The organism is Nocardia sp. Tas62D01 (assembly GCF_055232035.1).
In genome coordinates, this window is sequence record NZ_JBUYUZ010000001.1 from 1,418,208 (window position 1) to 1,441,073 (window position 22,866).

The window sequence follows — 22,866 nt, forward strand, 5'->3', positions numbered from 1 at the left end:
ATGATGAGCACGGCTGTCCGCCACGGCGCCATCGACCGCAACCCGGTCCGCGAGGTCGCAGACCTCCCCCGCAGGGCTCCGGCGTTGTCGGGGTCTAGGTCATGAGCTGCGGAAACCGGTTGCGCGACACGCCGGTTCGGGATGCGAGGCGGACACGGGCTTCTCGGTGACGATGAAGGTTCCTACGCCTGAATCGATTTCCGGAGTCGCCCGTGTCTGGCCCGTCCCCAATGAATGAGACCGCTCGGTATTAGAGTCCTGTTGGCCCTGGTAGGGGCCAGAAGGGACGATTGGGATCATGGCTGGAGGACGGAAGCGGCATTCCGCGGAGGAGATCGTGCGGAAGCTGCGCCGTGCCGATGAGCTGGCCGCGGCCGGTAAGTCGGGCGAGGAGATCGCCGCAGAGCTGGAAGTGTCGGCGGCGACGTTGTACAACTGGCGCCGCTCTTACGGCGGTATGGATACCGATGCGGCGAAGGAGCTCAAGGAGCTGCGGGAGCAGAATTCCCGGCTCAAGCGGCTGCTGGCCGAGGCGGAGCTGGAAAAGGACGCCCTGCGGGAGATCAGCCGGGGAAAATTCTGAGCCCAGCGTCCAAGCGCCGTGCCGTCGACATGCTCACAGCAGTGAAGGGCGTGTCGGAACGGTTCGCGTGCAAGGTCGTTGGGCTTGCTCGTTCGACGTATCGGCGGCTGCCCCTCGCGCAGACCCCGGATGATCCGGACGCCGGTTTGCGGGCCTGGCTGCGCTCGTATGCTACGAAGAACCCGTGTCACGGGTTCCGGCGGGCGTGGGCGCGGTTGCGGTTCGACGAGGGCAGCTCGGTGAACAAGAAGAAGGTGCATCGGCTCTGGCGGGAGGAAGGGCTGCAGGTGCGTGAGCACCAGCCGCGTAAACGGGCCGGCGTTTCGTCGATGCCGCCGGTCGATGCGGATGCACCGAAGGTGGTGTGGGCGTTGGATTTTCAGTTCGATTCCACCATCGACGGCAGAGCGGTGAAGATCGCGTCGATGGTCGATGAACACACCCGTGAATCACTATTGCATCTGGTTGAACGCTCGATCACCGCCGAGCGGCTCGTCACCGAGCTCGAGAAGGTCTTCACCACTCATGGTGGGTCGCCGACGGTGTTGCGGATGGACAACGGGCCGGAAATGATTTCCCATGCGCTGCAACAGTTTTGCGCAAACCGGGTCGGGATCATCTACATCCCACCGGGCACGCCGTGGAATAACGGATTCGTCGAATCGTTCAACCGTCGGCTGCGCAAAGAATGCCTCGACCGGAACCACTGGACAAGCCTGCTCGAAGCCCGCGTCGTCATCGGCGACTACAAGGTAGACCACAACCGACGACATCGACATTCGGCGCTGGGCTATCTGACCCCGGCCGAGTACGCTGCCCGCTGCAGCCACAGCCACCACCCGGTGGCCTGCGGCATCAACTGAATACGGATCGAAAACAACCTGGCTCTAAAACCGGGTGGTTCCGTCATCGGGGACCGGTCATGTCCGCTGGTCCAGTATCGCTTGCCGAGCCCGTGGTGGAGGTGTTGACCCGTCGGCGCGTCGAACCGGCACCGTCGCCGCTACCGCAGGACCGGGTGATCGCGCCGTGTTTGCTACAGATGTTGGGGACGGTGCCCGACCCCCGCGATCCACGCGGGGTCCGCTACCCGTTGACCGCGTTGTTGGCGATCATGATCCTGGCCACCGCGGCCGGGATGCGGTCGGTGGCCGGGATCGCCAGTTGGACCCGTACCGCGCCGACGGAAGTGTTGACGCAGTTGGGCATCCGGGTCCGACGCCCGAGCGAGAAGACGTTGCGCACGATTATGGCCCGCCTCGACGCCGCCGACCTGGACCAACGGTTGGGCGACTACTTCGCCGGCATAGCCGCCACGGTCGACACCACTACGGAGCTGATGGCCGTCGCGCTGGACGGCAAGACCGTGAGAGGTGCACGGTTGGGTGGTGGCCGGGCACCGCACCTGGTGTCGATGTTCGCCCACCACACCCGCCTGGTCCTGGGCCAGTTGGCGGTCGCCTCGAAGACCAATGAGATCCCAACGGTCCGGAAATTACTGCAATTGCCGAAACCCGCACCGGCACAACCTGGCCCACTATCGGACGTGAGCTCGGCCGCCTGCACATGGGCACCTTCACCGGCCCTGCCGGCACCTTCCGCCGGACCACCGAACTCACCAAGGCGCAACGCGACCTGCTCGCCCGCCTCGACATCCCCACACCCAAGCAGATCATCGAACTCACCCCGGCCTCCTGACCAGCGCCGATACCCCCGCCTAGAGACACGGCCTCGAGGCGCGTTCACCTATGCCCACGCACGTCAGGGCACAAATCGCTACTCCAGACGACCGGAATTACGCGGAACGCGGGATTGACTATCAGGATCTCCGGCTCAGCGCCTGACGCCAAGACAGCGCGCTGAACTTGTCGGTAGTCGCCTTGGAAGCGCGCTCGGTCTCGGCGAGTCCGAACTCGACCGTCTCCTCGATCTACATCGTGCTCTTGCCCTGGAGAAGTGATATGCAGCGACTGCGGGGGAGTTTGCTATCCGCCCCTAAAGACCGCCCCAGCTTGCCCCGCGACCAGGCGATTCTGTTGCTGGTTGTGTAGGTGAGATTGGTTGCGTCGGAGGCTACTGCGGGCCGGTTGCGGGCACGCATCGTCTCCGACGGCTCAACCCAAGAATCGAATGTCGCTGAAGGTGCGCACGGGCTACGGAGGGGTAAGTCGGCCGGCCCGCTGCCTGACCTTCTCGACGCGAACGACAGGTCGGGGGCGTTTGTCTGATATTGGCGAAAGTTGGAAGCGTTGGATCTACTGCTCAGCAGTGTGTTCCGTCGATCGAGGGTGTTGGCGTTGTCTGAGCCTTTCCGAAGCTGCTGCGGACGAACCGCGGACGGGAGTGCCGCCCGGTGATCAAGGACCGCTCGCAAAGTTCATCGCTTCGGTGGTTCCAGGGTTAGCACATAATCGTTGACATGCGGATGATTATTGTGGCGCCAAGTTACCTCAATCGCAATTGAACTTGGACCTTTGTGTACATCGAAATATATAGCTTGCCATTCACTTTCGGGGGGTTTCTCTATGTAGCTGCCATCGGCTGCCGGATCCCATTTTCTACAGCCGCACAGACAGAACCTTTGGGGGTAGAAGGCGTAGTTTAGATACTGGCTTAGGCTTCTTAGATCGGTATCTTCTTTGGAAATAGACGAGGTGACGGCAATTAGCATATTTCCGATCGCGATCCCATCGCTTGTGCCTACAAGTTCAACGGGAGAATCGAAGGATCCGAAGTATTCACTGGATACTCCGGGATCGGAATCTATCGCGCGTGCGGACTCTGGAATGTACGGAGCCTCGAATATTGCACGATGAAGGGAATCCAAACGCCAGGTCGCGAGGTTTGATACACAAAGCAGGTCGAGTCTTTCCTCGGGCTGCTCAGCGCTGACCGAGTCGGACTCAACCAGGAGGCTTATTCATAAGCCTGTCCCGCAATCGGCTGTGGCATAGCAACTCTCGTGGCCTGTGTGGCCGGTGAGACGGTGATCGCACTGCTTGATACGTCGGCGCGTCGCAGCCGAATTGGCAACGGCCCTCATGTATCTCAGTTCGTGGAGTTACGAAGTCTACGAGCGAGAACGAGGGCCGTTGCGGTACAAGGCTATTACGGGGCTGACCGATGGGCAACTGACGGAACTGACTGCCCGGGTACACGAGACCGTCGGCGGGTTCGAGTCGGCCGGTCGCCCTTACGCGTTGAGCTTGTTCAGGTCTGTCGCTTTGGTGGTGTCGTTGATGCGCAGAAACCTCGTCCAGGATGTCGCGGGCGCGTTCTTCGGGATCAGTCAGTCCACGGTGAGCCGCCGCTGGGATCTGCTGCGACCGGTGATCGCTGACGTACTCGAAGAGTTCGTTCCCAACCCCCGCGACGTCATCGGAGTCGGGTCCGTGCTGGTGGACGGCACAATCTGCCCGACCTGGGACTGGTCGGCGATCCCGGACCTGTTCTCCGGAAAAACCCAGTATCCGGGGTTCAACATCCAGATCGCCGCCGACCTCGACGGCAGGCTCGTCGCGGTCGGCATGACGATCGTGCACGGCGCCCGACACGACGCGCACGCATACGCCGCCTCCGGACTCGCCGACCTTCTCGCCGAGATCGACACTGTCGCCGATTCCGGTTACGTCGGTGTCGACGGAATCGATCTGGTGCCCTACAAGAAACCTCCGGGCCGCGAACTGCACGAGAGCCAGGCCGCGTTCAATACCGCACTCTCCGGAATCCGGGCCGCGGTGGAGCGAGCCGTCGCTCACCTGAAGACCTGGCGCATGCTCAGCGAGGAAGGCGGCCGCTACCGCGCGCCAGTCCACAAATTCCCCTCTGCCCTGAAAACGATAGTCGCACTGCACTTTTTCGCGGAGGCTTATGAATAACGCTCCAGGATGTCTTGAACTCGTTTGAGTACCTTTCCTGTCTCCTCCCTCCACGAGTGCGAATGAGCAAGGAGACCGTAGGCGATTTGATTGGATCCGTGGTACTGCTTTGAGCGGCGTCGAATGTGAGCGCAGGTGTTTGCGGCCTTCTCGATGTGAACCCTCTTGAGGGTATTCTTGCATTCGAAGGCTGCTAATACCCGGCGGAAAGATACATGTGTTTGTTCAGGAGCCCCTTGGGGTAATTTTCCGAAAGTATCAGAACATCAACCTGAGGGCTGGGATCCCCCGATGGCCAGAGTATGCGCCCCTTGGTTACAACATGGAGTCCATTTGGCAGCCACTCGCGCAGAATGTGAGCCCAGTTTTCCTCCCCTTCGTCACCGGCAGTTCCTGGGTCGCCGGAAGCTCTCGCACTAATTCTTCGGTACTCGTGCGCCATGACATCGGCAGCTTGTTTGAAGTAATAGTGGATGTCGTTCTCGTGCTGCATTCCGCCCCTACCTGAGTTCCGGTCTTGCCGAACCAAGCGTATCCGAGAACACCGACAGCTTCTTCCTTTCTACAGCGACTCCCCGTTGTGCGACTTTCCAAGCCAACTGTCCGACCGGGGAAGTGCGTCCAGCGCTGCCGACGGTGGAAGATAGGTACGGACAGGTCGGGGCGGACATCAGTCCGTACCTCGCCGTCCGCCCGGGTTTTCCCCGCCGACCAGCGGTTTTCGTGGTGGTGTCTGTCCGGATAACTGTTGTGCCGTCGATGCAGGGTGCGTTGCGGTGATGAGGGTGTTTGAACGTGGAATACCGACATCTTGCGTTTGACCACGCGGGCGTTGGTGCGGGCTCGTCGTGGTGGGAGTGGTTCGTGCAGGATCTCGGCGGTGACGCGTCGGTCTGCGTCATGTCGGGTGTCAGGGGGAAAGCCGGGGTGGCTCGCGGTGGTGCGGCGAGCGGCACGGAGCGTGCGGGTGAACGACAACCGATCGGGGTCTTGACCGGAAGCCATTGCGGCCGAATACATTAGAGTTCTGTTCGCGTAGTGCACTAAGAGGTGTCCGTAGACTTCTTGGATCACCCGTCGGGGATTTTCGATCGCAGCACCACCCCGGCGGTCGCGACCAGCTCCGGACACACTTTCGCCGGGTGCCGCGCCAGCCGACGCCGTTCGCTGACTTGCCTGTTGTCCCGAAGCACCCGATACATCGTGGACACCGAACACAGGTAGGTGCCCTCATCGAGCAACTGGGCATAGACCTGCAACGGCGCGAGGTCGACGAACCGGGCACTGTTGAGCGTGTCCAGGATTCGGCGTCGTTCCAGCTCGGAGCTTGTTGACCGGATCCGGCCCCGGCGCCACCGGCACCGCCGGGGTGGTTGCTGCGGCGGCCCGGTGTCGGCGCAGCGCGGTGGAGCGCACCAGCCCCGTCAACACCGCTGCCTGCCTGGTGGACACACCACCAGCGGTCAACGACGCATACGCTGCGGTCAACGCTTCTTGCGCTGCTCGTCGGAATCCGCTCTCTCGGACAGAGTTTCCAAGAGAGCGTGTGCTTTTCCCATGATGTCCAGCGCGGTCTCGGTGGTGGCCAACCGCTTGTTCAGACGCTCGTTCTCCCGCTGCAGCCGCGCGATCTCGGCTTGCTCGGCGGTGAGTTTGCCGACCTTCTCGCCCGGCTTCTTACCGGCCAGCACACCCGCGTCGCGTTGCTTGCGCCACTCGCTGATCAACGACGAGTACAGGCCCTCCCGCCGCAGATACCCGCCACTATCACCGTGTGCGACCGCCTGTTCGTAGGCCTCCAGGTGCGCGAGCTTGTCCGAGGCGCTGAACGCGCGACGCCGCTTCGGCTCGTCACCGCGCGGACCCTGTGAACCCATCCGCCCATTGTGGCCCCCGATCCTCGAGGCCCTCGTGCTGGTCATGAAATGTCGATCCGTATCTCGCCCTGCGTCAGGCCGATTGGCTATGAGCCGGTGGACTCAACTCAGCCTGACACGCAGGGTCACCGCAATGCGCAGACCCTACTGTGGACCCAATATCGCCTAGTACTCCAGTCGTAGTTCGTGACGTACCGTCAGGTCTGTTGTGATCGTCGCTGGTAGTGGCATTGTTTGGCTCGGTGTTGGTGTCGTCGACGCCAGATTGATCGGCGTATCCGGAAGGCGAGGTCGGCGACGGCGGTGAGCGGGTTCCTCGGCAAGAGAGCTTGGATTTCGTTGCGGATCAACGCGATCAGGTCTGGCGCGGCAGGGTGGGTGGTGTTTTCGGTGATCGCGGTGATAGTCAGGAATGCCAGTGCGAGCATGGCCAGGATGGTCCAGCGCCGCCAGGAAGTCCACGAGGTGACCTGGTGCTCGTCCAGGCCGGCCAGCCCTTTTCCGGATTGGAAATCTTCCTCCACGGTCCACCTGCGACCGGCGACGGTGACGAGTTGGGGCAGAGTCACCGGTTGCGGGGCCCAGCACCGGTAGTACGCCATTTCCCCGGTCGCCCGGTTGTGTCGGACCAGCAGCCATCGGTGACCTGAGGCGTCGGGGTCGGCGTCGATGTCCATCCATGCCCAGTGGTACAGGCGGGCGCCTTTCGCGCCGTCACCGGCCGAGAGGCACTGCCGGGCGCTGCATGGTAGTGCCGCAGCGGCGGTGTCGGCGCGCAGGTCCCCGGCAGCGGTGTGCACGCGGCGGTTGGCACCGATCGCGAGAACGTAACCGACACCGCGGATTTCGAGTTCTGCCCGCAATTTCGGGTCGGCGCCGTAGACCTCGTCACCGGCGACCCAGCCCAGCGCTACGCCGGCGTCGAGGGTTCGGGTGATCATCCGCTGCGCCAGGGCGGGTTTGGTCACCAGCACCGCCTCGCCGGCGGGGATACCGGCCTCGGTGCACCGGTCCGGGGCGTCGGTCCAGGATTTCGGCAGATACAACTCGCGGTCGATGAGCGTGTGCCCTCGTGTGGTGGAGTAGGTCAAATACACTGCGACTTGGGCGTTTTCGATGCGTCCGGCAGTGCCGGTGTACTGCCGCTGCACACCGGCGGTCATGGCGCCCTTCTTCAGGTCACCGGTCTCGTCGATCACCGCGATCACCTGATCGGTACCGAGATGGTCCACAACATGATCACGCAGGTCGTCGCGGACCGCATCTTCATCCCACTTCGCCCGCGACAGCAAATGCTGCATGGCATAAGGGGTTTCGTGACCTGTGTGTTCGGACAAAGTCCAGCAGTTCTTGTTCGGAAGCTTCGCTGCCAGCCCCGCCACCATCGCTCGCGCGGTCTTGCGAGGTTCCACGCGGCGGAAACAGCCCGCGATCCGCGCCATCAACCCGTCCAAACCCTCGTCCCACCGCGCAGGGTCTATGCTGCAGGCAGCGGCCACCGCCGATTCGGTTGTATTGCACACACAGTCAACACGAACACGCGGTGGCCGCCCTCGTCCAACTCGGCCACGCGAATCCCCCTGCCCTGCAAATCATCACCCCGAAACAGACCACTCGGCACGGTAACGATCTACAACTGGAGTACTAGTACTCCAGCCGTAGATCGTGACATTCCGCTAGGTTTGCTCTGATCTGCGCTTGTAGTGGCTGATCTTGGCGCGGTATTGGTGTCGTCGTCGCCAGATGGATCGGCGTATCGAGTACCAGATGTCGCGGATGGGTTCGACAACCAGGGCGGTGAAGAGGTGCCTGATCTCGTTGCGGGTCAGCGGGACCAAGCCCGGTGCGTCTGTTTGGGTGCCGTGTTCGTTGATGGCCAGGACGGTGAGGAATGCGAGGGCGAGCATGCACAGCACCGTCCAGCGGTGCCAGGAGTTCCAGCGCCGCACCTGGTGTTCGTCGAGCCCGGCGAGGCCTTTGCCTGATTGGAAGTCTTCCTCGACACCCCAGCGTCGCCCGGCGACGGAGACCAAGACGGTCAGGGGGACCGGGTGGGTGCGGTAGCAGCGGTAGAAGGCCAGTTCGCCGCTGTCGCTGTTGCGGCGGATGAGCAGCCATCGGTGACCGGGGATGTCGTTGCCGGCGTTGATATCGATCTAGGACCAGTCGTCGAGGACCCGATTACAGCCGATGGCCAGGACGTATCCGATCCCGCGGGCCTCGAGCATCGCTCGCAGGGTTGGGTCGGCTCCGTAAACTTCGTCGCCGGTGACCCAGTTCGCGGGACACCCGCGTCGAGAGCCTCGGTGATCATCTTCGTAGCTTGGGCTGGTTTGGTCGTGAATTTCACGGTGTCGGGTATCCCGACCCCGGCGCACCGCTCGGGGTCGGTGGTCCAGGATTTCGGGAGGTACAGGGTCCGGTCGATGAGGGTGTGTCCCCGGCTGGTCGAGTACGTCAAATACACGGCGACCTGCGAGTTTTCGATCCTGCCGGCGGTGCCGGTGTATTGGCGTTGTGTGCCGACGGTGTGGGTGCCCTTCTTGACGTCGCCGGTCTCATCAACCATGAGGATCGGCTCCTCGGTGCCGAGGTGTTCCACGACGTAGTCGCGCAGGTCTTCCCGCACCGCCTCCTCGTCCCAGCTCGCTCGGGCCAGCAGGTTCTGCATCGCGTTGGGTGTTTCGTCGCCGGCGTGTTCGGACAGCGTCCAACAGCTCTTCCTCGGCAGTTCGCAGGCCAGTCCCTCCACCATCTTTCGGGCCGTGTTGCGTGTCTCGGCCCGCCCGAAACGCGCCGCGACGCGACCGACCACCTCCTCGAGGCCCGCGCTCCACCGCTGTGCCGCTACTCTGTAACCCGCGGCCACCACTAATTCTGTTGAGTTCAACACAAACCCGACATAACCACGTGCTGGCCGCTCCACATCGAGGCCGTGCCGCGTCAATAGTGTTGCACTGCTTACACTTTCATCCGCTCGGGCCGATGGCCGACCGGGCGGGCAGGCACAGCATGCGGGTCATCCCGATCGGTACGTTCATACCCGCTGGTCGGCTATAACGATCTACGGCTGGAGTACTAGTAGTACTTTGTTGCGCGACCAGGGAACGGAGGTGACCTTGTGTAGGTGACCTGTGTTCGTAAGCTCGTCGTCGCTTGCCGGTGTGAGTCCGGTCCGGGTAGCTGTCAGGAGGCCCGGTAGCAGACTGGCGGCTTCGTGGGGAAACCTGCGGGGTCGAAGCCCAGTGTCGAAAGCCCTATTGGGGGAGCAACCGAGCGGTCCGTAGCATTAAGCGAAGCCTGCGGCGTCGTTAACTACCCGTCTTCGGGTGGGCAAAGGGAGTGCCGAGCCGCCAGCATCACGGTGAAGGCCATGGAAGACGCTGAAGACCTGAATGTGCAGGCGTCGAAGAACTCCCCGGCGTATGGGGTGCGGAACGTTCGGATAGTGACGGCGGGAACTGGTGAGGCCCTCCCCGGCCCGGCGACCTGCGGAAATATGTCGCTGGAGGGTGGTGCCCTATAACCGATGACCTCGGGAAATGGGTGGCCTGTCGGGAGGGAGTCGGAGGCGGTCGTAGTACCGATCGAGCCGAACGGACAACAGAACCGTCGGTGAGGGAAGGGCCGCTGCTTCGTCGATGTGTCGTGTTCGTTGAGAGGGGCCTGGTGAGTGCCGGTCATGGCTAGTTCCGCCACGGTGGGGTCCGGGTTGGACCCGGTTCGAGATCTTCAGCATGCGCTGTACCGGGCGGCCAAGGCCGATCCCGGGCGACGGTTTCATTCGTTGCGGGACAAGGTCTTTCGCAGAGACATCCTGTGGCGGGCGTGGGTCGCGGTGCGCGCCAACAATGGTGCACCGGGTGTCGACAAAACCACTCTGGCCGAGGTCGAGCAGTACGGGATCGAGCGACTGCTCGATGAGTTGGCTGCGCAATTGCGGGATGGAACGTATCGGCCGTTGCCGACGCGTCGGGTGTGGATTCCCAAGCCTGGCTCGAAGGAACAGCGGCCGTTGTCGATTCCCGCTGTGCGGGACCGGATCGTGCAGGCGGCGTGCAAGATCGTGCTCGAGCCGATCTTCGAAGCCGATTTCCTACCGTGTTCGTTCGGGTTCCGTCCGAAACGCGGTCAGCACGACGCGCTGCAAGTCCTCGTCGATGAGGCGTGGCGCGGTCGCAGGTGGGTGGTCGAAACGGATATCGCCAACTGCTTTTCGGCGATTCCGCACGAGAAGTTGATACAAGCGGTCGAGGAACGCGTCAGTGACCATGCTGTGCTCAAGCTGCTGCGTGCGATGCTGCGTGCGGGGGTGATGAGTGGGGGTGTGGTGCGGCGTGAGGTGACCGGAACCCCACAGGGTGGTGTGATTTCACCGCTGATGTGCAACGTGTTCCTGCACCGGGTCGATCGGGTGTGGGATGTGCGCGAGCATGGGGTGCTGGTCCGTTTCGCCGACGACGCTGTTGTGATGTGTCGGACTCGTCAGCAGGCCGAAGCCGCCCTGGAGCGGCTGCGGGAGCTGTTGGCTGAACTCGGGCTGGAACCGAAGGAAGCCAAGACGAGGATCGTGCGCCTCGAGGTGGGTGGTGACGGCTTCGATTTTCTCGGGTTTCATCACCGATGGGTGCGCGCGAAAGGACGCACCGGCGGCAAGGGTGTGGAATTCCTCGCTCGTTGGCCCTCGGACAAGGCGATGCAGCACGCACGGGACCGTATCCGTGGTCTCACGGGAAGCAACCGGACGTTGCTGTCGGTGGACGTGATCGTGGGGGAGCTCAACAGCTTCCTGCGCGGGTGGGCTGGGTATTTCCGATACGGGAACTCCTCGGCCCGGTTCACCAAGATCCGGCACTACGCGCTGGAGCGGGTGGCGGGCCTGCTCGCCAAGAAGCACAGGCGTAGCCGGAGGTTCGGGATGTGGGTGGTTTCCCAGTCCTCGGACAACCAGCTCGGATTGATCAGCCTTGATGGGATCGTGGTCGCGCCCAGGCCCTTTCGGGCTTGGCGGGTGACGCCGAATGCCGGCGGTGAACGGCGTCGGTAAGCCGTGTGCGGGAGAACCGCATGCACGGATTGACGGGCGGGAGCTGGAAACGGAACCAGAACGGCCACGGCCAAGGAGAAGAACGACCCACGGGAAACCGCATCGGTCACCAGCGGCTCCGCGACCTACCGCCGATCACGGCACCGCGCCAGCTCTCGACCCTCCAGGTATGACACATAGCCTCGAGTTTTCTCGGCGGTCTCGAGAGTCTGTGTAGGTGGATGCCGCCGATCTTGCTCGCTTGGGTGAACAGCTCGACTCGTATGTGGGTGAGGTGTTCTCGTCGTTGTACCGGAAGGACCGGGTGGCGACTGCGGGGACCTATGTGCGGGGGTTGATGCTCGAGGGTCGCCGTAAGTCGATGCAGCCGATGGCCGAGCGGCTCGAGGTTGATCACCAACGTTTGCAGCAGTTCGTGACGTCCTCTCCGTGGGATGTGGTTCCTGTGCGGAAAATGTTGTCCCGCAAGGCATGTGCTGTGATCGGACCGGACGCTTGGGTCATCGACGACACCGGTTTCGCCAAGGAGGGCGACCGCTCTCCCTGCGTGACACGCCAATATTCGGGCACTTTGGGCAAGGTCGACAATTGCCAGATCGCGGTCAGTGTCCATGCCGCGTCCGACGAAGCGTCCGCTCCGTTGGATTGGCGGCTGTTCCTGCCCGAATGCTGGGACGACGACCTCGCCGAAGCCCCGGAGGACTTCGCGGTGATCACTGAGCGCCGCAAGAGAGCGGGCGTGCCCGCCGATGAACATCACCGCCCGAAATGGCAGATGGCGCACGAGATGATCGACGAACTCATCGAGTGGGGACGCACACCACCACCGGTGGTGGCCGACGCCGGCTATGGCGACACCACCGCGTTTCGTGACGGCCTGACCGAACGAGGCATCGACTATGTCGTCGCCGTGAAGGCCGCCACCAGCGCCCACCCCGCCGCCGCCGTCCCCGAAGCACTGTCCTACCAGGGGCGCGGACGACCGCCAACGCCGCGCTATCGCCAAAAGGCTTCCAGCCTCAAAGATCTCGTCCTGGCTGCCGGTCGCGCCGAAGCACGTGGAGTGACCTGGCGTGAGGGCACGAAAGCCGACGCGGACAACCCGACCGCCGCGATGTCGTCACGATTCGTCACCCTGCGCATCCGACCCGCCAACCGCGGCATCGCACGCGCCGCCGACGGCACCCTGCCCGAAGTCTGGCTGCTGTCCGAATGGCCCACAGACACCAAAGAACCCACCGACTACTGGATCTCCACCCTGCCCGCCGACACCAAACTCGAAGAGCTCGTTCGACTCGCCAAAATCCGGTGGCGCATCGAACACGACTACCGCGAACTCAAAACCGGCCTCGGCCTCGACCACTTCGAAGGCCGCTCCTGGCTCGGCTGGCACCACCACGCCACCCTGGTCACCGCCGCCCACCTGTTCATCACCACGCTGCCGATCACCGACCCAAAAGCGAATGGGCGGGACTGACCCTCTACGGCATCCTGCGCGAAATCCAACGCGCACTTGCCTTTTGGATCGGCACCTGCCCACTATGCCACCACACCTTTCCAACCTGGAGGGTCGAGAGCTGGCGCGGTGCCGTGATCGGCGGTAGGTCGCGGAGCCGCTGGTGACCGATGCGGTTTCCCGTGGGTCGTTCTTCTCCTTGGCCGTGGCCGTTCTGGTTCCGTTTCCAGCTCCCGCCCGTCAATCCGTGCATGCGGTTCTCCCGCACACGGCTTACCGACGCCGTTCACCGCCGGCATTCGGCGTCACCCGCCAAGCCCGAAAGGGCCTGGGCGCGACCACGATCCCATCAAGGCTGATCAATCCGAGCTGGTTGTCCGAGGACTGGGAAACCACCCACATCCCGAACCTCCGGCTACGCCTGTGCTTCTTGGCGAGCAGGCCCGCCACCCGCTCCAGCGCGTAGTGCCGGATCTTGGTGAACCGGGCCGAGGAGTTCCCGTATCGGAAATACCCAGCCCACCCGCGCAGGAAGCTGTTGAGCTCCCCCACGATCACGTCCACCGACAGCAACGTCCGGTTGCTTCCCGTGAGACCACGGATACGGTCCCGTGCGTGCTGCATCGCCTTGTCCGAGGGCCAACGAGCGAGGAATTCCACACCCTTGCCGCCGGTGCGTCCTTTCGCGCGCACCCATCGGTGATGAAACCCGAGAAAATCGAAGCCGTCACCACCCACCTCGAGGCGCACGATCCTCGTCTTGGCTTCCTTCGGTTCCAGCCCGAGTTCAGCCAACAGCTCCCGCAGCCGCTCCAGGGCGGCTTCGGCCTGCTGACGAGTCCGACACATCACAACAGCGTCGTCGGCGAAACGGACCAGCACCCCATGCTCGCGCACATCCCACACCCGATCGACCCGGTGCAGGAACACGTTGCACATCAGCGGTGAAATCACACCACCCTGTGGGGTTCCGGTCACCTCACGCCGCACCACACCCCCACTCATCACCCCCGCACGCAGCATCGCACGCAGCAGCTTGAGCACAGCATGGTCACTGACGCGTTCCTCGACCGCTTGTATCAACTTCTCGTGCGGAATCGCCGAAAAGCAGTTGGCGATATCCGTTTCGACCACCCACCTGCGACCGCGCCACGCCTCATCGACGAGGACTTGCAGCGCGTCGTGCTGACCGCGTTTCGGACGGAACCCGAACGAACACGGTAGGAAATCGGCTTCGAAGATCGGCTCGAGCACGATCTTGCACGCCGCCTGCACGATCCGGTCCCGCACAGCGGGAATCGACAACGGCCGCTGTTCCTTCGAGCCAGGCTTGGGAATCCACACCCGACGCGTCGGCAACGGCCGATACGTTCCATCCCGCAATTGCGCAGCCAACTCATCGAGCAGTCGCTCGATCCCGTACTGCTCGACCTCGGCCAGAGTGGTTTTGTCGACACCCGGTGCACCATTGTTGGCGCGCACCGCGACCCACGCCCGCCACAGGATGTCTCTGCGAAAGACCTTGTCCCGCAACGAATGAAACCGTCGCCCGGGATCGGCCTTGGCCGCCCGGTACAGCGCATGCTGAAGATCTCGAACCGGGTCCAACCCGGACCCCACCGTGGCGGAACTAGCCATGACCGGCACTCACCAGGCCCCTCTCAACGAACACGACACATCGACGAAGCAGCGGCCCTTCCCTCACCGACGGTTCTGTTGTCCGTTCGGCTCGATCGGTACTACGACCGCCTCCGACTCCCTCCCGACAGGCCACCCATTTCCCGAGGTCATCGGTTATAGGGCACCACCCTCCAGCGACATATTTCCGCAGGTCGCCGGGCCGGGGAGGGCCTCACCAGTTCCCGCCGTCACTATCCGAACGTTCCGCACCCCATACGCCGGGGAGTTCTTCGACGCCTGCACATTCAGGTCTTCAGCGTCTTCCATGGCCTTCACCGTGATGCTGGCGGCTCGGCACTCCCTTTGCCCACCCGAAGACGGGTAGTTAACGACGCCGCAGGCTTCGCTTAATGCTACGGACCGCTCGGTTGCTCCCCCAATAGGGCTTTCGACACTGGGCTTCGACCCCGCAGGTTTCCCCACGAAGCCGCCAGTCTGCTACCGGGCCTCCTGACAGCTACCCGGACCGGACTCACACCGGCAAGCGACGACGAGCTTACGAACACAGGTCACCTACACAAGGTCACCTCCGTTCCCTGGTCGCGCAACAAAGTACTACTAGGTGGTTGGTGTTAAACGAGGCCTTGTGAATCAGAGCCGGTAAATCCGTGGCGTGGGCGATGCCATGGAATGGTCCCTGGATGTGTGGGGACGGTGTCGGGATCATCTGGTCGCTCGGCGGATTGGTGGTTTCATGGGGGCGGGCGGCTGATGGGCCTTGACAGCTGCGGATATAGCTCTTGGCGGGGCCTGTCAGGCGGTCGCGGTTGTCCAGGTTCGGTCGGGGCCGCCGGCGATGCCGAGGACCGTGAGCCTGGCGAGGTTGATCGCGGCGGCGAGCAGGGAGAAATCGGCTGCGACTTTGTCGCGGCCGAGGACACGGGCGCGGCGACCACCGTGCTTGCGTCGCATCAGATGCCCGATCTTGCGTTCGACTTTCGGGCGGGTCGCCCGGTACTCGGCACGCCACGCGGGATCGGCCTGGGCGGTGCGGGCACGGACGAGTTGCGCCTCATACGGGGTGATGGTCACATTGCGCCCCTTGCTGGAGCTGGTGCACTGGGTCGCCAAAGGGCAACCGGCGCATGCCTTTCCGAACGAGGCAACCCTGTTCCCGGAATCCGCGGTGGCTGGGCGGATCGCCGCGGTGATCCCGTTGGGGCAGGTGACCGTGTCATGTTCCAGGTCGACGACGAAACGATCCTTGGCGAACCGACCGTCCCTCGACGCGGGGGGCTGAACCTTCGTCATGATCTCCGCGTCAGCGTCCTCCAACTCCTCGAGCAGCTTCCCCGCTCCATAAGCAGCGTCGCCATACACCGACAACCGTTGCACGGCAACGCCATCCGTATGACACTCGTCGCCGTCGGCGCGGGGTGCCCCACCGTCGCTGTCACCGCACATCTCGTCGATCTCGTCGATCTCGTCGATCTCGTCGATCTCGTCGGCGTCGTCGACCTCTGTGTCGGCGCGGTGGGGCAGGTCCTCGGCGAGCAGGTCGGTGGCCGCGTCGACATCACCGGTGTTGCCCGGAGTGAGGCGTGGTGGCGGTGACGATCTCCGAATCCGGATCGACCGCGACGTGCCCCTTGTAGCCGTCGAAACCCCGCGCGGCGGTCTTGTGTCCATGCCGTGCCTGCGGATCCACGATCGAGATCACCCGATCCTTCGCCACCCGACGCGCGATACCGAACACCCCATCGACGTCCTCGTCGAGATCCTGACCGATCACCGTCGCCAACAACTTCGCGGCCTGGTCGATCCCCGCCGACAACTCACGCCCGTCCACCACCGCCAACAACGCCCGCGCGTCGGTGGCCAACGCGTCGACCAGCGCTTCCCGCGCCTCGGGGTCGTCGTAATCACAGACCGGTTTGCCCGCCGCCACATAGTCGTCGTCGCGACGCAACACCGACCGAAGCTCCGCCTCCAACGCCAGGTCCGCGACCCGCAACAACGACCGGATCGCCGAACGAATCAACGTGACCGTGTCCATCGTGGCCACCGCGTCATACAACGGCGTCGAGTCCAACACCCGCTTGCGGCCCACCAACCCCGCCGCCTTCGCCACCTCCAACACGGCTTCGAAGATCCGGTTCGGCCGATCCGAGGACGCCAACCTGGCCCGCATATCCACCAACACCGTGTGCACGAACCCCGGATAATCGAAATCCAAACCCCCCGCCGCGTACTTCCACCGCGCGTCGAACGCAAACCGGTCGGCCGCCTCCCGATCCGACAAACCCTCCAACCGCTGCAACACCATCACCACCGCCACGATCATCGGCGGCACCGACCGACGCCCCACCACGGTGAACAGATCAGCGAACATCTCATCCGGGAACAACCGGACACACTCCCGATGCAACACACCATAAATCGAGCCCGCCGCCACCCGACCCTCGCAGAAATGCACAGTCGACCGAAAAAGATCAGCCTGCCCCGGCGTCCGTCCCAACGTCACCCAGTCATTCAACTCGAGCCCCACCCAGCCGGTCAACGCCAGACGAAAAACACCAGCCACCTAGGTGGTTGTGTGCGGGCTCACTGCAGTAGCCGATCCTTCTCGGTGGTAGCCCGAAATACTATGCCCTATCGTAGTTACCGTCGGTGTTTACCCGGTCGGGAGCATCAATCCCACCAAGGGGAGGACATGAGGCGGAGGCGTTGAAGACGTGAACTGGCGAAGATCGTTGAATGTTGCCACCTTGTTGACGGTGGCCGCCGTGGTTGCCGGCGCATGCAGCGCTACCGGCGGAAGCCCGGACAAGCCCGCGCCAACGGCGCCGGGCATTACGACCCCGGCGAGGATTGACGTGTCCGCCGCGGACCACGGGCCGGTCAATCCGTCCGCGCCGATCGTGGTGAATACCGCGGATGGCCTACTGGTGAGCGTGGCCGTGACCGACGTGGCCGGCGGCAAGTCCGTCGCTGGTAATTTCGCACCGGACCGGCGGAGTTGGACGTCGACGGATCCGCTCGGATATGGCGCGAAGTATCGCGTGACGGCGCAGGCCATCAACCTCGTGGAGATGCCGACCGATCGGACGGCGACCGTCACCACCATCGATCCCGCCAAGACGGCCTACGCGAATGTGGTGCCCGCCCCGGATCTGGTCGCTGCCACCGGAATTGGTGTCGGGCAGCCGATGGTGTTCCAGTTCACCGCGCCGGTCACCAACAAGGCCGAGGTGCAGAAACACCTGAAAGTGACGGTCACACCCTCACAGCCCGGCGCATGGTATTGGGTCGACGACAAGAACGTGGACTACCGTGGCCCCAACTACTGGCTGCCGGGCACCAAGATCCATATCGAGGCCGATGTGCTCGGCGTCGACCTGGGCAATGGCGTGTATGGCGCGGAGAACAACAGCGCCGATTACGCCGTGCACGATGCGTGGGTCGCCAAGGCCGACGGCAACACCGAACAGTTGACGATCTTCGATAACGGCCGGCAGGTCAAGCAGATGCCGATGAGCCTGGGTGCTCCGGGATTCCCCTCGCACGAGGGTCCGCATGTCATCTCCGACAAGCAGCCCTCGATCATCATGGACTCGTGCACCTATGGCACCTGTCAGGGCCAGCCGGGCTACTACCGGGAGAAGGTGGATCTCGACGAACGCATCTCCAACGACGGCGAATTCGTCCACTCCGCGCCGTGGTCGGTGGGTCAGCAGGGCAACAGCAACGTCTCCCACGGCTGCGTCAACCTCGCCCCGGACAATGCGCAGTGGTTCTTCGATCACTTCGGCATCGGTGACGTCGTGGAGATCACCAATTCCGGCGGCCCGGCACTTCCGGTGTGGGACACCTATGGCGACTGGGAAGTCCCCTGGCCCACATGGCAACCCGGCAACGCCTCTGCCTGACGGTCGTGCGGATTGCGGCCAGCCTCTTCGAGGGGCATCCGCACGAGCCTCGGGCGCTGCGACGGCCCAGATGTAGCGGTGGGCCGATTCCGGCCGGGCACGAATCGGTCCGCGGTATGCGGCGCGAGCGGGCGAGCCTTCTACTATGGTTCCTAGTAGTTGACCTCGGGTCTTGTGAGGAAGCAGGTGTGGCGTAGACGATCGCTCAATGGCCGGCGCAGCGGTGGCTTGTCGCCATGACAGCGGCGGCGGTAGCCGCCGCGGTGGTGGGGGTGCCGACCGGTGTGGTGTCGACGCCGTTCTACACGCGGATGACCCCTGTTTTGTGGTGGAACTATCCGGTGTGGCTGGTTACAGCGGTGCTCAGCGGGCTGATCATGGCCACCTACGTGCAGAGTCAGGCGCAGTCGACGGCCAGGTCTGCGGGGCTGTGGGCCAACCGGGGTTCGGCGTTCGCGGTGGGATGTCCGGTGTGCAACAAACTGGTTGTTGCTCTGATCGGTGTCAGCGGCGCTCTGACCGTTTGGGCCCCACTACAGCCGATCCTCGCCGCCGCCTCGGTGGTGCTGCTGGGATGGGCGTTGTGGCGGCGGCTCGGTGCGGAGCGCGCCTGTCCTCTGCCGGTGGCGGCAGGCGCGCCCGACCTGTGACATATTCCGCCAATTACTGACCGAATACGTCCTATCTACGTACGCAAAGAGGACTTGCGGCGAGACCATCGCGGCACGCGGGCGCCAGTCGGTAGCAGCAGCGTGGCGGCGGGTTCGAGCCTTACCCTTCATCGGGCTCGCACCCGCTGTCCCGCCAAACGATTCGACAAACGCCTCGTCTCCTTCCTCACCACAACCGAGATCGACGCACTACTCGCCGCGCCCGACCGCGACCACTGGGAAGGCCGGCGCGACCGGGCACTGCTGCTCCTCGCCGTTCAGACCGGGCTACGCTTGTCCGAGCTGACCAGCCTGAACTGCGGCGACGTCACCCTCGGCGCCGGAGCGAACGTCCAGTGCCTCGGCAAAGGCCGCAAACACCGGGCCGTCCCGTTGACCTCGACCACCCGAGCCGTGCTCCGCGTCTGGATCGCCGAACGCGCCGGACACCCTGACCAGCCACTATTCCCGACCCGCACCGGCCGACGCCTCAGCAACGACGCCGTGCAAAGGCTCGTCCGCGAACACGCGACCACCGCAGCCGAACACTGCCCATCGATCCACGCCGACCAACTCCACCCCCACGTATTACGCCACAGCTGCGCCATGTCACTGCTGCACGCTGGCGTCGATACCGCCGTCATCGCACTCTGGCTCGGCCACGCCGACATCCGCTCCACCAACATCTACCTCCACGCCGACATGGCCATCAAGCAACACGCGCTCGACCTCACCACCCCGGCCACAGCACCGCCGGGCCGATACCACCCCGACGACACCCTCTTCGCCTTCCTCGAAACCCTGTAATCATGCCGACCAGCACACCCCAACAACCAGCGAAACCCACACCCCACCAACCGCATTCACCACCCGATCGGCAGCACCTCGGCATAGTCTCCGCCTCGGCATAGGTCACCCTATGCCGACCTCGGCATAGGTCGACGAGACCGGCGACGTCAAGAAGGGCACCCACACCGTCGGCACACAACGCCAATACACCGGCACCGCCGGCAGGATCGAAAACTCGCAGGTCGCCGTGTATTTGACGTACTCGACCAGCCGGGGACACACCCTCATCGACCGGACCCTGTACCTCCCGAAATCCTGGACCACCGACCCCGAGCGGTGCGCCGGGGTCGGGATACCCGACACCGTGAAATTCACGACCAAACCAGCCCAAGCTACGAAGATGATCACCGAGGCTCTCGACGCGGGTGTCCCGCGAACTGGGTCACCGGCGACGAAGTTTACGGAGCCGACCCAACCCTGCGAGCGATGCTCGAGGCCCGCGGGATCGGATACGTCCTGGCCATCGGCTGTAATCGGGTCCTCGACCTCGACACCGGCCCGGCCCGCGCCGACGACGTCGCCGCCGACCTACCCGAGCACGCGTGGCAGCAACTGTCCGCCGGCGACGGAGCCAAAGGCCCTCGCCTCTACGACTGGTCCTAGATCGATATCAACGCCGGCAACGACATCCCCGGTCACCGATGGCTGCTCATCCGCCGCAACAGCGACAGCGGCGAACTGGCCTTCTACCGCTGCTACCGCACCCACCCGGTCCCCCTGACCGTCTTGGTCTCCGTCGCCGGGCGACGCTGGGGTGTCGAGGAAGACTTCCAATCAGGCAAAGGCCTCGCCGGGCTCGACGAACACCAGGTGCGGCGCTGGAACTCCTGGCACCGCTGGACGGTGCTGTGCATGCTCGCCCTCGCATTCCTCACCGTCCTGGCCATCAACGAACACGGCACCCAAACAGACGCACCGGGCTTGGTCCCGCTGACCCGCAACGAGATCAGGCACCTCTTCACCGCCCTGGTTGTCGAACCCATCCGCGACATCTGGTACTCGATACGCCGATCCATCTGGCGACGACGACACCAATACCGCGCCAAGATCAGCCACTACAAGCGCAGATCAGAGCAAACCTAGCGGAATGTCACGATCTACGGCTGGAGTACTAGTCACATCGAAATTCGTTGCGCCACGCGCCTGCGGCACGCCGAGAAGCCTTGAGCAGGTGCGTCTGTACCTCCCTCCTGCAAGGAGGGGATGGGCACCTCCACAGTCCTCCGGAGGCGCTCAACGGGCTACGAGCCCGCAGCTGGCACCGCTACGCCTGTGCCAACGCATCGCTTTGCGTTGCTCATGCTTTCACTTTCGTCACCGTAATCATTTGCCCGGAGAAAGCTAGAATTATTTGCTTGTATGGAAGGAGGGCAACCAGTGGGCACGCAATTGAATCGAGTTGGAGCTCAATGAACTTCGCATTCGACGAACCGTCACACCCCCGCACGTCAGCCACCGCATTGCGCCGATTCCGCGTAACGGGCTGCGACATCCGAACCCGCACCCGTTGGGGCGGTGCGCTGTGACCGATCGACCGCGCGGCCGTCCGCTGGGGCTGCCCGGAAGCGACGCGGACGGACTGGCGCATGAACCCACCTATCCGGTTTCGGTTGGCGCTCGCCTCTTGCAGAAGTCGACGCGCTGGTACATCGAACAGCTCAAGAAGGGGCGGTTACCGGGACACAAGGCGGGCCGTACCTGGTTCCTCACCGCCAGCGACATCGCCACGGCCCTCGACAGCACACGCCGCCCGTCCACAGCCCGTCCAGCCTCGCGGTCCGTGACCGCACCGGAGACTCCACCCATTCGACCGAAACGAAAGCTGAAGCGCCGCCGTCGCCCCATCCCCCCGCAAAACAGTCCCCGGGTATAACTTGGGGCCAGCTCGGATGCATCCTGCTGCCCCTGGCTCACGCGTTGGTGCCTTCCTCGACGTCGACCGCTGGACATCGGCCGACCGCCAAGCAGCCGAGGCCTCGTGAGATTGCGGCTCGGCAACGAAATTCGACGTCGACCCGCGGGCCCGTCCGTAGACCAACTGCGGCGCGCCGCATAGCCGGGCCACTCCGGCATCCATCGCCAGCGTGTCCGCCGCGGTCGCGGCAGCACGCCGCCTCGGCGTCGCGCTCACCCTCGACGCGCCACCGGAGCACGTCAACCCTGCCTGGCCCCGCGATATGGAACGCACCGATATTGATGGCTTCGTCGTCACCATCAACATCGACCTCGGCGTCGGTGGCAACCACCCACTCGTGACCGCCAGAACGATCCGCACGTGCAGCCAGTTGCCGGTCGCGGTCTCGGGTGGCTTCAGCACGGCCGACGATGCGCTCACCAACAGCGATGATTGGGACATCGCTATCGTCGGCCGGAGCGTCGCCGACGCCGTCGCCCCTGCCGACATGGCGTACCAGTTGACCAGCATCGTCCGAAAGATCCACACCGAGGAGCGCCTATGAGCGTCACGCCCCTTCAGCCCGAGCACATCAGCGAAGTTCACCAGCTCATGGAACTCGGCGAGCCCTACATCCGTGCACGAACCCTGTCCGACTACTGGCTCTACGCCAAACTGTTCTCCTCGACCTGCCCCATCACGATCGGCGAGGACAACACCATCACCGGAGCCGTGATCGCGTTCCGAAGCCAAGACGACCCCGGAGACGTGTATGTCCAGGAAGTCATGATCCATCCGCAGCACCGGCGACGCGGCGTCGCACGAGCGCTTCTGCACAGCGTGCGATCACAGGCCGAGAAGTGGGACTGCGAGCGCCTCTATCTGACCTCCGAGCCCGACAACCAGGCAGCGCACGCCAGTTGGACCGCTCTCGGCTTCGTCAACGTGCCCGGCGACCACGAGATCAATGGCATCTCGATCATCACCGACTTCAAAGGACCGGGCCGCAGCCGGGCCGTCTACGAACTACCCCTGATTTGAACGACGGCGCCACCCCGATCGAGATACGTTGAGACACTGCAC

Annotated in this window: 19 protein-coding genes and 5 pseudogenes; 15 read left to right on the plus strand and 9 right to left on the minus strand. The window is 63.8% G+C overall.

What is annotated here, in order from left to right:
- The first annotated feature begins 298 nt into the window (after window positions 1–298).
- The 4 genes and pseudogenes from ACV7NQ_RS06825 to ACV7NQ_RS06840 all read left to right on the plus strand — a co-directional run bounded on the left by ACV7NQ_RS06825 (window position 299) and on the right by ACV7NQ_RS06840 (window position 4,461).
- A protein-coding gene (locus ACV7NQ_RS06825; RefSeq protein WP_463358517.1) for an IS3 family transposase occupies window positions 299–1,446 on the plus strand; the annotation gives its coding sequence in 2 pieces (ribosomal slippage) (window positions 299–569 and window positions 569–1,446; 1,149 coding nt in all).
- 179 nt (window positions 1,447–1,625) lie between these two features.
- Window positions 1,626–2,030, plus strand: a pseudogene (locus ACV7NQ_RS06830) (transposase family protein); the annotation flags it as partial.
- A 47-nt stretch (window positions 2,031–2,077) separates the two neighbouring features.
- Window positions 2,078–2,281 (plus strand): annotated as a pseudogene (locus ACV7NQ_RS06835) (IS1634 family transposase); the annotation flags it as partial.
- A 1,343-nt stretch (window positions 2,282–3,624) separates the two neighbouring features.
- Entirely contained in the window at window positions 3,625–4,461 is an 837-nt protein-coding gene (locus tag ACV7NQ_RS06840) for a transposase family protein (RefSeq protein ID WP_463358528.1), read from the plus strand.
- A gap of 193 nt (window positions 4,462–4,654) precedes the next feature.
- On the opposite strand, the gene ACV7NQ_RS06845 is transcribed toward ACV7NQ_RS06840, so the two are convergent.
- The 5 genes and pseudogenes from ACV7NQ_RS06845 to ACV7NQ_RS06865 all read right to left on the minus strand — a co-directional run bounded on the left by ACV7NQ_RS06845 (window position 4,655) and on the right by ACV7NQ_RS06865 (window position 9,207).
- Window positions 4,655–4,954, minus strand: a complete 300-nt coding sequence (locus tag ACV7NQ_RS06845) for a DUF6602 domain-containing protein (RefSeq protein ID WP_463358844.1) — start codon at window positions 4,952–4,954, stop codon at window positions 4,655–4,657.
- A gap of 419 nt (window positions 4,955–5,373) precedes the next feature.
- Window positions 5,374–5,564, minus strand: a pseudogene (locus ACV7NQ_RS06850) (IS4 family transposase); the annotation flags it as partial.
- Between the two features lie 381 nt (window positions 5,565–5,945).
- Window positions 5,946–6,338, minus strand: a complete 393-nt coding sequence (locus tag ACV7NQ_RS06855) for a hypothetical protein (RefSeq protein WP_463358845.1) — start codon at window positions 6,336–6,338, stop codon at window positions 5,946–5,948.
- Between the two features lie 197 nt (window positions 6,339–6,535).
- Window positions 6,536–7,780 (minus strand): IS701 family transposase, encoded by a 1,245-nt coding sequence (locus ACV7NQ_RS06860; RefSeq protein ID WP_463365563.1) that lies wholly within the window; start codon window positions 7,778–7,780, stop codon window positions 6,536–6,538.
- 234 nt (window positions 7,781–8,014) lie between these two features.
- Window positions 8,015–9,207: pseudogene (locus ACV7NQ_RS06865) on the minus strand (IS701 family transposase).
- Between the two features lie 813 nt (window positions 9,208–10,020).
- Between ACV7NQ_RS06865 and ltrA (ACV7NQ_RS06870) the strand changes: the two are divergent.
- Together ltrA (ACV7NQ_RS06870) and ACV7NQ_RS06875 are read left to right on the plus strand one after the other, a co-directional pair.
- Window positions 10,021–11,385, plus strand: coding sequence for a group II intron reverse transcriptase/maturase (ltrA, locus tag ACV7NQ_RS06870; protein ID WP_463358846.1), 1,365 nt, complete (start codon window positions 10,021–10,023; stop codon window positions 11,383–11,385).
- Window positions 11,386–11,602: 217 nt separating this feature from the next.
- A complete protein-coding gene (locus ACV7NQ_RS06875; protein WP_463358847.1) occupies window positions 11,603–12,862 on the plus strand; it encodes an IS701 family transposase in 1,260 nt (419 codons plus the stop codon).
- A gap of 252 nt (window positions 12,863–13,114) precedes the next feature.
- On the opposite strand, the gene ltrA (ACV7NQ_RS06880) is transcribed toward ACV7NQ_RS06875, so the two are convergent.
- Both ltrA (ACV7NQ_RS06880) and ACV7NQ_RS06885 read right to left on the minus strand, forming a co-directional pair.
- A complete protein-coding gene (gene ltrA / locus ACV7NQ_RS06880) occupies window positions 13,115–14,479 on the minus strand; it encodes a group II intron reverse transcriptase/maturase (protein ID WP_463358846.1) in 1,365 nt (454 codons plus the stop codon).
- A gap of 795 nt (window positions 14,480–15,274) precedes the next feature.
- On the minus strand, window positions 15,275–15,856 hold the full coding sequence (locus ACV7NQ_RS06885; RefSeq protein WP_463357812.1) for a transposase: 582 nt from the start codon (window positions 15,854–15,856) through the stop codon (window positions 15,275–15,277).
- Window positions 15,857–15,871: 15 nt separating this feature from the next.
- Here ACV7NQ_RS06885 and ACV7NQ_RS06890 point away from each other — a divergent pair, with 15 nt between their 5' ends.
- The gene (locus tag ACV7NQ_RS06890) at window positions 15,872–16,075 is read left to right on the plus strand and encodes a hypothetical protein (protein ID WP_463358848.1); all 204 of its coding nucleotides are present in this window, start codon (window positions 15,872–15,874) and stop codon (window positions 16,073–16,075) included.
- Here ACV7NQ_RS06890 and ACV7NQ_RS06895 read toward each other — a convergent pair.
- Window positions 16,038–16,868, minus strand: a complete 831-nt coding sequence (locus tag ACV7NQ_RS06895) for a transposase (protein ID WP_463357814.1) — start codon at window positions 16,866–16,868, stop codon at window positions 16,038–16,040. The two genes, ACV7NQ_RS06890 and ACV7NQ_RS06895, sit on opposite strands and share 38 nt — an antisense overlap.
- Window positions 16,869–17,313: 445 nt before the next feature.
- Between ACV7NQ_RS06895 and ACV7NQ_RS06900 the strand changes: the two genes are divergently transcribed.
- The 3 genes from ACV7NQ_RS06900 to ACV7NQ_RS06910 all read left to right on the plus strand — a co-directional run bounded on the left by ACV7NQ_RS06900 (window position 17,314) and on the right by ACV7NQ_RS06910 (window position 19,847).
- Window positions 17,314–18,390: a L,D-transpeptidase gene (locus ACV7NQ_RS06900; RefSeq protein WP_463365564.1), complete on the plus strand. Its 1,077-nt coding sequence runs from the start codon at window positions 17,314–17,316 to the stop codon at window positions 18,388–18,390.
- 236 nt (window positions 18,391–18,626) lie between these two features.
- A complete protein-coding gene (locus tag ACV7NQ_RS06905) occupies window positions 18,627–19,040 on the plus strand; it encodes a hypothetical protein (protein WP_463358849.1) in 414 nt (137 codons plus the stop codon).
- A 102-nt stretch (window positions 19,041–19,142) separates the two neighbouring features.
- Window positions 19,143–19,847 carry a tyrosine-type recombinase/integrase gene (locus ACV7NQ_RS06910; RefSeq protein ID WP_463358850.1) on the plus strand — a complete coding sequence of 235 codons (705 nt, stop codon included), beginning with the start codon at window positions 19,143–19,145 and terminating at the stop codon, window positions 19,845–19,847.
- Between the two features lie 105 nt (window positions 19,848–19,952).
- On the opposite strand, the gene ACV7NQ_RS06915 is transcribed toward ACV7NQ_RS06910, so the two are convergent.
- Window positions 19,953–20,117 carry a hypothetical protein gene (locus ACV7NQ_RS06915; protein ID WP_463358851.1) on the minus strand — a complete coding sequence of 55 codons (165 nt, stop codon included), beginning with the start codon at window positions 20,115–20,117 and terminating at the stop codon, window positions 19,953–19,955.
- Here ACV7NQ_RS06915 and ACV7NQ_RS06920 point away from each other — a divergent pair.
- The 5 genes and pseudogenes from ACV7NQ_RS06920 to ACV7NQ_RS06940 form a co-directional block, all read left to right on the plus strand.
- A pseudogene (locus ACV7NQ_RS06920) lies at window positions 20,038–20,205 on the plus strand (transposase); the annotation flags it as partial. The gene ACV7NQ_RS06915 and the pseudogene ACV7NQ_RS06920 overlap by 80 nt on opposite strands.
- 110 nt (window positions 20,206–20,315) lie before the next feature.
- Window positions 20,316–20,492, plus strand: a complete 177-nt coding sequence (locus ACV7NQ_RS06925; protein ID WP_463358852.1) for a hypothetical protein — start codon at window positions 20,316–20,318, stop codon at window positions 20,490–20,492.
- A gap of 123 nt (window positions 20,493–20,615) precedes the next feature.
- Complete coding sequence (locus ACV7NQ_RS06930) at window positions 20,616–20,972, plus strand: hypothetical protein (RefSeq protein ID WP_463358853.1); 357 nt, start codon at window positions 20,616–20,618, stop codon at window positions 20,970–20,972.
- A 1,001-nt stretch (window positions 20,973–21,973) separates the two neighbouring features.
- A complete protein-coding gene (locus ACV7NQ_RS06935) occupies window positions 21,974–22,348 on the plus strand; it encodes a hypothetical protein (protein ID WP_463358854.1) in 375 nt (124 codons plus the stop codon).
- Window positions 22,345–22,824 carry a GNAT family N-acetyltransferase gene (locus ACV7NQ_RS06940; RefSeq protein WP_463358855.1) on the plus strand — a complete coding sequence of 160 codons (480 nt, stop codon included), beginning with the start codon at window positions 22,345–22,347 and terminating at the stop codon, window positions 22,822–22,824. The genes ACV7NQ_RS06935 and ACV7NQ_RS06940 overlap by 4 nt, the downstream gene beginning before the upstream one ends.
- Window positions 22,825–22,866: the final 42 nt, after the last annotated feature.

Bases quoted from the DNA above. Each gene is read 5' to 3' on its own strand.
- ACV7NQ_RS06840 (WP_463358528.1), top strand. From the start codon at position 3,625: ATGTATCTCAGTTCGTGGAGTTACGAAGTCTACGAGCGAGAACGAGGG.
- ACV7NQ_RS06845 (WP_463358844.1), bottom strand. From the start codon at position 4,954: ATGCAGCACGAGAACGACATCCACTATTACTTCAAACAAGCTGCCGAT.
- ACV7NQ_RS06855 (WP_463358845.1), bottom strand. From the start codon at position 6,338: ATGGGTTCACAGGGTCCGCGCGGTGACGAGCCGAAGCGGCGTCGCGCG.
- ACV7NQ_RS06860 (WP_463365563.1), bottom strand. From the start codon at position 7,780: ATGGCGCGGATCGCGGGCTGTTTCCGCCGCGTGGAACCTCGCAAGACC.
- ltrA (WP_463358846.1), top strand. From the start codon at position 10,021: ATGGCTAGTTCCGCCACGGTGGGGTCCGGGTTGGACCCGGTTCGAGAT.
- ltrA (WP_463358846.1), bottom strand. From the start codon at position 14,479: ATGGCTAGTTCCGCCACGGTGGGGTCCGGGTTGGACCCGGTTCGAGAT.
- ACV7NQ_RS06890 (WP_463358848.1), top strand. From the start codon at position 15,872: ATGACACTCGTCGCCGTCGGCGCGGGGTGCCCCACCGTCGCTGTCACC.
- ACV7NQ_RS06905 (WP_463358849.1), top strand. From the start codon at position 18,627: ATGACAGCGGCGGCGGTAGCCGCCGCGGTGGTGGGGGTGCCGACCGGT.
- ACV7NQ_RS06915 (WP_463358851.1), bottom strand. From the start codon at position 20,117: ATGAGGGTGTGTCCCCGGCTGGTCGAGTACGTCAAATACACGGCGACC.
- ACV7NQ_RS06925 (WP_463358852.1), top strand. From the start codon at position 20,316: ATGCTCGAGGCCCGCGGGATCGGATACGTCCTGGCCATCGGCTGTAAT.
- ACV7NQ_RS06940 (WP_463358855.1), top strand. From the start codon at position 22,345: ATGAGCGTCACGCCCCTTCAGCCCGAGCACATCAGCGAAGTTCACCAG.